This is a genomic window from Desulfomicrobium apsheronum (genome assembly GCF_900114115.1).
GTDB lineage: Bacteria > Desulfobacterota > Desulfovibrionia > Desulfovibrionales > Desulfomicrobiaceae > Desulfomicrobium > Desulfomicrobium apsheronum.
On the sequence record NZ_FORX01000006.1, the window covers coordinates 154,715 to 164,745 of the forward strand.

8 protein-coding genes are annotated in these 10,031 nt (G+C 51.0%); 7 read left to right on the forward strand and 1 reads right to left on the reverse strand.

What is annotated here, in order from left to right; genetic code table 11:
• The first annotated feature begins 10 nt into the window (after window positions 1-10).
• The 7 genes from BMZ40_RS08490 (at window position 11) to BMZ40_RS08520 (ending at window position 9,211) form a co-directional block, all read left to right on the forward strand.
• Entirely contained in the window at window positions 11-1,984 is a 1,974-nt protein-coding gene (locus tag BMZ40_RS08490) for a sensor histidine kinase (RefSeq protein WP_092374060.1), read from the forward strand.
• On the forward strand, window positions 1,981-3,600 hold the full coding sequence (locus BMZ40_RS08495) for a DUF3369 domain-containing protein (protein WP_092374063.1): 1,620 nt from the start codon (window positions 1,981-1,983) through the stop codon (window positions 3,598-3,600). The genes BMZ40_RS08490 and BMZ40_RS08495 overlap by 4 nt, the downstream gene beginning before the upstream one ends.
• Window positions 3,601-4,063: 463 nt before the next feature.
• Entirely contained in the window at window positions 4,064-4,393 is a 330-nt protein-coding gene (locus tag BMZ40_RS08500; protein ID WP_092374066.1) for a hypothetical protein, read from the forward strand.
• A 128-nt stretch (window positions 4,394-4,521) separates the two neighbouring features.
• Window positions 4,522-5,436, forward strand: coding sequence for a nuclease-related domain-containing protein (locus tag BMZ40_RS08505; protein ID WP_092374069.1), 915 nt, complete (start codon window positions 4,522-4,524; stop codon window positions 5,434-5,436).
• Window positions 5,437-5,525: 89 nt separating this feature from the next.
• A complete protein-coding gene (locus tag BMZ40_RS08510) occupies window positions 5,526-6,605 on the forward strand; it encodes a type I restriction enzyme HsdR N-terminal domain-containing protein (protein WP_092374072.1) in 1,080 nt (359 codons plus the stop codon).
• Window positions 6,606-7,423: 818 nt separating this feature from the next.
• Entirely contained in the window at window positions 7,424-8,287 is an 864-nt protein-coding gene (locus BMZ40_RS19170) for a hypothetical protein (protein ID WP_143075577.1), read from the forward strand.
• 60 nt (window positions 8,288-8,347) lie between these two features.
• On the forward strand, window positions 8,348-9,211 hold the full coding sequence (locus tag BMZ40_RS08520; protein ID WP_092374075.1) for a helix-turn-helix domain-containing protein: 864 nt from the start codon (window positions 8,348-8,350) through the stop codon (window positions 9,209-9,211).
• Window positions 9,212-9,243: 32 nt separating this feature from the next.
• On the opposite strand, the gene BMZ40_RS08525 is transcribed toward BMZ40_RS08520, so the two are convergent.
• Window positions 9,244-9,666 (reverse strand): FCD domain-containing protein, encoded by a 423-nt coding sequence (locus tag BMZ40_RS08525; RefSeq protein WP_092374078.1) that lies wholly within the window; start codon window positions 9,664-9,666, stop codon window positions 9,244-9,246.
• Window positions 9,667-10,031 lie beyond the last annotated feature (365 nt).

The window sequence follows — 10,031 nt, forward strand, 5'->3', positions numbered from 1 at the left end:
CGGAGGACGCATGAGATTTCCATTTTTTCATTCCATCCGCGCGACGCTGGTCTTTCTGGTGCTCCTGGCCGTGCTGCCTGCATTGGGCATCATGCTTTTCTCGGGCTATTCGCTGCGGGTGAACATGATAGAGAGCGCCGAGGAGGGAGCCCTGCGCCAGATCCAGGTCATGGGCTCCCGTCATGAACAGGTTGTGGACAACGCACGGTTGCTGCTGGCCACCCTGGCCAAGGCGCGCGAAATACAGATGCTCGACCCCCAGGGTTCCAGGCTTCTGCTGGAAGAAATGCTCTCCCGCAACGGCGCCTACACAGCCTTGGCCTTGTACGATCTGCAGGGGCGCATGGTGTCGGCTTCTCCGGCGGATGCCTTTTCCTCCGGGGAGGAGCAGGCCTGCTTGCAGGAAGCCAGGGAACACATGCATTTCAGCATGGGGAGCTATCACCTTGTTTCCGGCACCCAGAATGTTGTCGTCGAATTTGCCCAGCCTGTCGTCGACCTGGAAGGATCGCTGCGCGGCGTGCTCGCGGCCTCCTTTGATCTGAGCTATTTCGGGCGTATTTTTACCGAGGCCCATCTGCCCGAGGGATCCATCTTCACCCTGACCGATGCTGACGGCACGCGACTGACCCGGTTTCCGGAAACCGAAAAATACACCTGGGTGCCCGATCTTCCCCGGATGATAACGAGGATGTCCGGGGAAAGGGCCGAGGGCACTTTTTTGGAAAAGGGCGTGGACGGGGTGCGCCGTCTTTACAGTTTCAAACGGGTGCAGTTCGGGGAGGATCCGTCAAGGCCGCTCATGATCCGTCTTGGCCAGCCCGAAGACTTGGCGCTGGCCGAGGCCAGACGGGCGCTTTTTCGCAATACGTTCCTTCTTGTGCTGGCGACGGTTCTGGCCGTGGTGGTGGCCCGGTTCGTGGGAGAGTTGACCATCATGCGCCGTCTGAAGCGGCTGCTAGCGGCGGCGGATCGTCTTGGGACGGGCGATCTGAGCACGCGCACGGATCTTGACCACGCAGAAGGCGAACTCGGGGTGCTCGCGGCCGCCTTTGACCGCATGGCCGGGAGTCTGCAGGTCCAGGATTCCGAGCGCAGGCGGGCCGAGGAGGAATGCTGCCTGCTGAACACGGATCTGGAGGAGCGGGTCGAGACCCGCACCGCAGAGCTGGCTACGGCCAACACGGAACTGCAAACCGCCCTTGAAAATCTCCGTCAGGCCCAGGGGCAGCTGGTCATGTCCGAGAAGCTCGCCGCCCTGGGCGGGCTGGTGGCCGGAGTGGCGCACGAAATCAACACGCCGGTGGGCGTGGCTCTGTCCGCTACGTCGACCCTGGCCGAAAAGAACCGGGTCATCAGCGAACTTTTCGCCACGGGCGAAATGAAACGGAGCGACCTGTCGGAATATCTGGAGTCCACTCGCGAGGGCGCGGAGATGAGCCTGATCAATCTGAACCGCGCCTCGGATCTGATCCGCAGTTTCAAGATGGTCGCGGCAGATCAGGTTTCCGAATCCCGCCGTGGTTTCAACGTGCGCGAATACATCGGGCAGGTGCTCCTCAGCCTCAGACCCAAGCTGAAAAGAACCACGCATCGGATCGAGGTCGAATGCGACGAGGATTTGGTCATCGACAGCTATCCCGGCGCGTTTTCCCAGATCCTGACCAATTTCATCGTCAACTCCCTGACCCATGCCTTCGGCGAAAAGGAGACGGGCCTGATACGCATCGAAATCGCAAAAAACGACGGCATGCTGAACCTGACCTATTCAGACGACGGGTGCGGCATCGCCCCTGAATATCAGGACAGGGTCTTCGAGCCCTTTTTCACCACTGCCCGGGCCAAGGGTTCCACCGGCCTTGGCCTGCATATCGTCTTCAACATCGTGACCAGCACATTGGGCGGCACCATCACCTGTTGCAGTGCCCCGGGCCAGGGCACCTCGTTTCAGGTACGCATGCCCCTGCAAAGAGAGGGCACATGACCGGTAACGACGAGATTTTGTTCAAGGACGAGATTCCGCCTCTGGCGCCTGCCCAATCAGCGGGGGATGACGGCTGGAAGATCCTGATCGTGGACGATGAGGCGGACGTGCACAGCGTCACCACCTACATGCTCGCCGGTCAGGAGTATCGCGGCCGGAAATTCAATTTTCTGCATGCCTACAGCGCGGAAGAGGCCAAGATAGTGCTGGCGGAACACCCCGACGTCGCCGTGATCCTGCTCGACGTGGTCATGGAGACCGACGACAGTGGGCTGCTGCTTGTCAAATACATCCGCGAGGAGATGAACGACTACACCGTGCGCATCATCCTGCGCACCGGACAGCCGGGCAAGGCTCCGGCGGCGAAGGTCATCCTTGAATACGATATCGACGACTACAAGGAAAAAACGGAGCTGACCCTGGAGAAGATGCTGGTCACGCTCATCTCGGCCCTGCGCAGCTACAATTTCATCACCACCATCGAGAACAACCGCAATGGCCTGCGGCGCATCATCGAGGCCTCTTCGGACATCTTCGAACGCCAATCCTTGCAGAAACTCGGCTGTGGAGTCTTGAGCCAGCTCACCTCAATCCTGCAACTGAAGAAGGACGCCGTGCTCACGCAGGCCTCCGGGCTGACCGCTTCGGGGATAAAGGGCGAGTCGGTGATTCTGGCCGCCACCGGGGAGTTCAGCAAGTATCTGGAAAAGCCCATCCATCAGATTCAGAGCGAAATGGTGCACCGGGCTCTCGACCGGGCCAGGACCCAGCCCCATGGCTTCTATTGCGAGGAGGACAAGTGCGCCTGGTATTTCCAGAGCAAGACCGGCTCGGACAACTTTCTGTATTTTGAAATTTCAAAGGATCTGGATGAGAACGACCATGATCTGCTCGAACTCTTTTTCACCAATGTTTCCCTGGCGTTCGACAACCTGTATCTGAACAAGGGCATCGAGGACACGCAAAAGGAAGTCATCTTCCACATGGCCGAGACCATGGAGTGCCGCTCGGCCGAGACGGGCAGCCATGTCCGGCGCGTATCGGAGTATGTGCGCCTGATGGCCCTGAAATACGGACTTGGCGAGGAGCAGGCGGAAATGCTCAAACTGGCCTCGACAGCCCATGACCTGGGCAAGATAGGCATCCCCGATTCCATCCTGAACAAGCCCGGGCCGCTCAACCCGGAGGAATACGATATCATCAAGAGCCATGTGCAGCGCGGCTATGACCTGCTCGTGAACTCGACAAGCCCCATCATCAAGACAGCGGCGCGGATCATCCTGCTGCATCACGAGCGCTGGGACGGGCAGGGCTATCCGCAGGGCCTCGTGGGAGAGGAGACGCACATTCACGGCCGTATCGTGGCCGTGGCCGATGTGTTCGACGCCCTGTCCAACAAGCGGGTCTACCATCAGGCCTGGAACTGGGACAAGGTCTTCGCCTATTTTCTGGAAGAGAGCGGCAAGCATTTTGACCCGTGCCTGGTCGACATCCTCCTGGAGAACAAGGAGGAGTTCATGGCCATCTGGGAAGAATACCACGACGAGTGCGGGGTCTGTTCGGGAAGCCGGGAAGCGCTCCCGGCGGATTCTGCCCGCTCCGACCGCTCCGAATGAAGCGGGAACTTCTTGAATTGCCTGCCGTTTCATCGTCTCCGACCCGCCTTCTCCTGCGTCTTCCCAGTTTGACGACTTGCTGGCGGCCGAGCGCGCGAAACGACGAGACGCCGGTAGTAAAACAGGTCGGTTTTCACCGCGTATGACAAAATTCAACGTGCGGGGCGCATCGGAAATAGTCGAACGAGTTGCCGTGCATATTGCGCAGATGTAACTTGATGCAAAGGCATGTCTTTATCCAGGCTGTTGGTCGATGCAACACTAGCCAGTCGGCGATTATCCTCGCTCTGTCATATCAATACTAAATGATCTTGGTACCGCAGTCAGATAAAATAATGATTGCTACCCATGTCTTACAATCATTCCCTCCTTGCTCGAATCAATATTTGTTGCTAATCGACCATAGCCCATTCAACCTAATGCTTGGCTCTGCCTTGTATTATAGCGCTTAGTGGTCGGTTCAATGAAATACGCGTTTCTCGTTCTCGCGCTTCTCACACTCTGGACGCCCCGCGCCTGGTCCGAAGGCCCGTGGCATGTCAACGGCCATGTCTTCACGAACGTGAACGCCATGCAAAAGGGCAGAGAAGTCACGGTCAGTGGTCGCGTCAGCAGCGGCCCGATGAAGAATCCGCTTCAGATCGCACTGTACGTCTCAAACGACGAGGGAAAGACGTACAGGACGTCCGCCGTGGTCAGAAATTTCTGCGGCAAGGGCGAGCTGTTCGAGTCGAAGTTCACTGCGTGGGAAAGGGCCAGGTGGTGGAAAGTGGTGGCGATCGAGTCGAATTGAAGCGAGAATGGTGAAACTCGATTCCTTTCTGAAATTTATGCTCGATAGTATGCGCTCCATTCTTGATGAGCCATGGCGCGTGAAATTTTGTTGAAGATGTTCCACTCGCCGCAATCCGGAGGCCGGGAATGATCATCAAGAGTAGAGATCCAAAGGACAGGGATATTGCCGAACTCGATGCGTTGCTGAAGCAGGCGGACGCTCAAGGCAAGCGATTTCTCATCGAACGCGAACTGCGGGCCATGAAGGCCGGGATAGCGGGGGAGGAGGACTGCGCCTACTACATCAATTTTTATTTCGGCAATTCTGACAACTGGTGCGTGATCCACGACCTGCGCATCGAGCACCAGGGCAGCGTGGCTCAGATCGACCACCTGCTGATCAATCGCCTCTTCGAGATCTACGTCATCGAATCGAAGAATTTCTCCTACGAAGTGGCCATCAACGACAGCGGAGAATTCACCCTCAAAAGCGGCTCCCACTCTTTCGGCATCCCCTCGCCCATCGAACAGAACAAGCGCCACATCTTCCTGCTGGAAAAATTCATCGCCGATCGCGGTCTCACCCCCAGCAGGCTCGGCATCCCAATAACCCCCCGCTACAGAAGTCTGATCCTCATGTCCCCCAAGTCCGTCATCACCAGACCGGACAGAAAGACGTTCGACACCGACATGGTGATCAAGGCCGATACGTTGCGGACAAAAATCGACCACATTGTCGACAAGATAAACCCATTGCAGGGTCTGGCCATCATGGGAAACATGTCGACGATCAAGACCGTGACCGATTTCGCGGAATCTCTACGGTCGTGCCATTCCAGCACATCCATCGACTACCGGAAGAGATTCGGGATCGAGGCGGCGACTGATCCGATCCAGACTGTGATCGACAGGAGTAACGGGACGGAGGGGCCAGGGGAGAAGAAGTATTACTGCTTCAAGTGCAGGAAGGCGATTCCGGATAATGTGGCGCGATTTTGTTGGAATAATAAGGAGAGGTTTGGGGGGAAGGCGTTTTGTTATGAGTGTCAGAAGGGGATGTGATGATTGGTAATTTTTAGAAAAAATCAAGTTTCAATATTTAGTCTTCGTTTCAGCATGACTTATCACTGAAATTGAAAAGAGGGGCTGTAATGGATTTCATAGACAAGCTTACAGAATTATCTGCTCGCATTCAGCGACAAAAAGAATCCGTCTTGACTGAAGAAGCTGCAAAGACAGCATTCGTCCTCCCCTTCATCCAAGCTCTTGGATATGACATTTTTAACCCAGAAGAAGTCATACCAGAATTAACTGCAGACCATGGAGTCAAGAAAGGCGAAAAGGTTGATTATGCAATACAGCTCGACAAGCAAAAGGTAATTCTTATTGAATGCAAACCTGTAGGGTCTGATTTGGAAGCAAAACACGCAGGCCAACTTTTTAGATATTTTTCTGTTACAGAAGCTCGATTCGGAGTTTTAACAGACGGTATTCGATATGTATTTTTTAGCGATTTGGAGAAAGAGAATAAAATGGACGAACGTCCATTTTTTGAATTTAATTTACTTCAATTTTCAGAATCGAATGTTGATGAGTTGAAAAAATTCACAAAGAATTTTTTTGACCTTCAGACAATTATAAGTACAGCGAGTAACTTGAAGTATTTTAAGGCGCTTAGTGAAGAAATTAGAGCAGAATTTGATAGCCCATCTGAAGAGTTTGTTAAAATTTTAACTGGAAGAGTTTATCCAGGCAGATTTACACAGCAAATAAAAGATCAATTCACTGAATTAACTCAAAGAGCCATGCGAGACTTCATTCGGTCTAGGGTTAACGAGCGTCTGAAGACAGCCCTTGAAACGGACAATCATGAAAATGTTGCGGAGATACAAAAACGAGAAGAAGTGACTGAAGAAGACTTAAATAAGGTTAATGGGGTTCTCACCACCGAGGATGAATTAGAAGCCTATAGAGTTGTGCGCGCAATCGGAGCTGAGTATGTTGATCCTGAAAGAATCACTATGCGTGACGCGAAAAGCTATTGTGCTATATTACTTGATAATAATAACAGGCGACCTATATGTCGACTTTATTTTGGAAAATCGAAAATGTCAGTATCTATATTTGTTCCTGAGAATGAGACTAAAATAGATATTAATAAAATTTCTGATATATATAGGTGCCGTGCCGAATTAGAGCTAGCAATAAAGCAATACGATAAACACTCATAAGTCTTTTTGAAAACATCCGAAGATCATAATGGCGAAGAACACAGGTGAAGGATACCGTAAAGGCAGCATCTGACCGTTCCCAGGTTCAAAATTCTAAGACCGGCCAGCGGGTCAAACGTGATACGGAAACAGGCAAGTTCATGGATGTGAAACAGGACGGGGAACCCTTCAAAAGTGTTGCAAAGGAGGTGGACGACCGCAGGGAATGAACTTTGAAAGGACCAAGTATGACCGAACTCTCCAACTTTACCAGCGACAAGGAACCGCTTGCCGATCTTCTCAAGAGTATCAAGTCTGGCCGAACCCAATTGCCGGATTTTCAACGCGGTTGGGTCTGAGACAAAGGAGAGGAGAGCAGTTCTTTAGGATCGGACGGAATCTCTGAGACCAAGACTAGCAAGTTTCAAGATCTGATCATCGGCTTTTACAGGGTTATTATTCGAGCCTAAATTGTAATGAGTTGCAAATCGATTATGTTGTTTGTAGATTACATGTAAGGATTACTTTTTTTCTTTTATATTGTAACAAAAGAGCTGCTGCAGATGGAGTGTTTCCTCAGTCAAAATATTCAATCACTCTCGGTACAATTCTGTTTTAGCTATTTTATTGCCAACACCGAAAGTCAAGTACTCAAATATAAAAATGCGCCAAATAAGTGATAAAATCAGGCTTTGCAGTAAAAATCTCAAGATTTCACGGCAATGGCTTTAATAAATGTCTAACAAGGCAGATTTATTCGGAAAGCAAATAACGTGCTGTCTATTCGCAGCTTATTTTTTTGCTGCCGATGATTTGCAGCGTTCATTGAAGGTTAAGATATGGAACAAAAATCAATAGTTAGAAACAGACTCAGAAGTAAAATATTATCCTTTTCAGTTTCTAAAGAAGATCTTTTCAAGCTCTTTCAGGTGCTTGAAGAACGTAGTAATGCAGCTGCTGATATAGAAGTGTCAAATTATAAAAAACTTGATCAAACAGATGCTGTTTTTGAAGAGAATAAAAAAACTATTAAAGACGGGTTCAGCCTAAAACCAACAATTATCAGTTCAGATGGTAAAGAACTTTGGGGGAATTATAAAGATATTTTCGAATCTCCAAATTTTCCTGATGAAATACAAACAATATATGTAAATAGTGAGATCCCTCTAAAATCAAGATACAATTACAATCCTGCTAATTCTTTTGTATTGTTTCTTGATTTTTCAAAACCCGATTTATTCAATCTCTCTTTTCTTCCATCACAGGCGACCCCAAATGAAAGCAATATCTCAGTGCAAGGGTATGATGCCACTTGGGTTCATGGAGTATTTAACGAATTCAATAGCTTTGTAAAAAAAAATCCTTCTAAAATGACATGGTTGCATAGACATAGTATCTACGATCTATTAATTTGGGGATTTGGATTACCACTTGGTTTTTGGATGGCATTCAGATTATCTGGTATTTTGATTAAAACTTTTGGAAGCATTTCACCTTTTTTACTCAACGGGTCATACGTTTATGTTTTCTTTGCTTCTTTAGTTATTTTTCGCCTTTTATTTCATTATGCTCGATGGGTTTGGCCTTTAGTTGAGCAGAGATCTTCAAAAAATAACGCTATTAAGCATCAAATGGTTTTAGGAGCTATAACAATTGGCTTGATAACTACTGTTATTTTGGATTTAATTAAAATAGTATTTTGATTTTATACGCGCAAGGAGGCTAGGGTCAGATCTTGATTCATTTCAGGTTATCTCACTCACATGGCCAGACCCCTCCGCATAGAATTTCCGGGAGCCATCTATCACGTGACATCCCGTGGCAACGCCCAGGCCGCCATCTTTGCCGATGACGTCGACAGGAATACGTTCCTGGCCGTCCTCCGACAGACGCTGCGCAGGTTCAATGTGCTCTGTCACCCCTACTGTCTGACGACCAATCACTTCCACCTGCTTCTTGAAACCCCCGATGCCAACCTGTCCAAAGCCATGCGCCAGTTCAACAGCGTGTACACGCAGGCCTTCAATCGGCGGCATGGGCGGGTAGGGCATGTGCTGCAAGGGCGGTTCAAGGCCATTGTGGTGGACCGGGAGGCGTATCTTCTGGAACTGTGCCGCTATGTCGTGCTCAACCCCGTGCGGGCGGGGATGGTCAAGGACCTCGGGAAATATTCGTGGTCCAGCTACCGGGCTAACGCCGGATTCGACAAGGTGCCGGAGTTTCTTTCCGTGGACTGGATTCTGGAGCATTTTGGACTCGACCGGAAAAGCGCCCACATGGAATACCGGCGGTTCATCAAGGCGGGCATGGATGCAAAAGACTCCCCCTGGGATGAGCTCAAGGGCCAATGTTTTCTTGGGGAGGATGCGTTTCTCGAAAAACTCTTCCCGATGCTCAGGGAGAAGAGCGCCCTCAAGGAAGTGCCTCGTACCCAACGCTTCGCTGGCCGCCCCAGCCTGGAGAACATCCTTGCGGACACGGGGACCATGGAAGTGCGGGGCAGCGCCATCGCCAAAGTGTGTCTCGAATTTGGCTATACCCAAGCCCAAGTGGCTGCCGCGACGGGACTTCATTATTCGACAGTAAGCAGGATTCTTCGGCGAGAAGATTCAAGATTCAAGATCTGAACCTTGGTGTTTGGCTTGGTGTTTGGAAACGGTCAGTTGTCCTGTGCCGTGCCGTCGACGCCGTAGCGCATCATGCGCCGTCCGGCATCGATGTAATGCTCGCGCAGACACAGTTCGATGGCCACGGGATCCTTGGTCCGCAGCACGTCGAAGATCACCTTGTGCCGTTCGTAGATCTCGGCGGTAGTGAAAATGTCGCGCCAGTATTTGAAGAGGAGAAACTTGGACACTCCGCGGCAGGAACGCCGGGAAAGTTCGACGATGAGGGAATTGTCGGTCTTGGAAAAAAGAACGTCGTGAAATTCGTTGTCCAGAGGGGCGAGCCTATCTCTGTTCTCAGCATTCTCGGCAAGGTGTTTCATCCGCTCGAGAATGTCCTGGAGTTTGTCGAAATCCTTTTTCGTAAACTGGTCGATGGTCGAGGCGACGACTGCCCCCTCCAGAACACCGCCGATGAAGTAGGAATCCCCGGGGGGAGGAGGGTCAGATCTTGAATCTTGATTTTCTCAGGCTATCCTCACCTCATGGTTAGACCCCTCCGAGGGGGAGGAGGCTATCAAATCTTGAATCTTGACTGATGCAGCGGCCAATTGTCGAGCACCCGTCAAGTTCTTCAATGTCAATAATTTACCTGTCCCTTAGTTCCAATGACCAGTTGGTCGATCATGGTTGGAGAAATATCAGTATATTCGATCATCATTCCTCTCAGGGACATCGGCAACAGTTTCGTCCAAATCGCCCGTAATCCAGTGACCGATCACGCAAACCTCTTCATCCATCGATCCTTGAATTCCAGCGGATCGACTCCTTTCGGGGTTTC

Coding starts and splice junctions, on each gene's coding strand:
- BMZ40_RS08490 (WP_092374060.1), top strand. CDS start 11: ATGAGATTTCCATTTTTTCATTCCATCCGCGCGACGCTGGTCTTTCTG.
- BMZ40_RS08495 (WP_092374063.1), top strand. CDS start 1,981: ATGACCGGTAACGACGAGATTTTGTTCAAGGACGAGATTCCGCCTCTG.
- BMZ40_RS08500 (WP_092374066.1), top strand. CDS start 4,064: ATGAAATACGCGTTTCTCGTTCTCGCGCTTCTCACACTCTGGACGCCC.
- BMZ40_RS08505 (WP_092374069.1), top strand. CDS start 4,522: ATGATCATCAAGAGTAGAGATCCAAAGGACAGGGATATTGCCGAACTC.
- BMZ40_RS08510 (WP_092374072.1), top strand. CDS start 5,526: ATGGATTTCATAGACAAGCTTACAGAATTATCTGCTCGCATTCAGCGA.
- BMZ40_RS19170 (WP_143075577.1), top strand. CDS start 7,424: ATGGAACAAAAATCAATAGTTAGAAACAGACTCAGAAGTAAAATATTA.
- BMZ40_RS08520 (WP_092374075.1), top strand. CDS start 8,348: ATGGCCAGACCCCTCCGCATAGAATTTCCGGGAGCCATCTATCACGTG.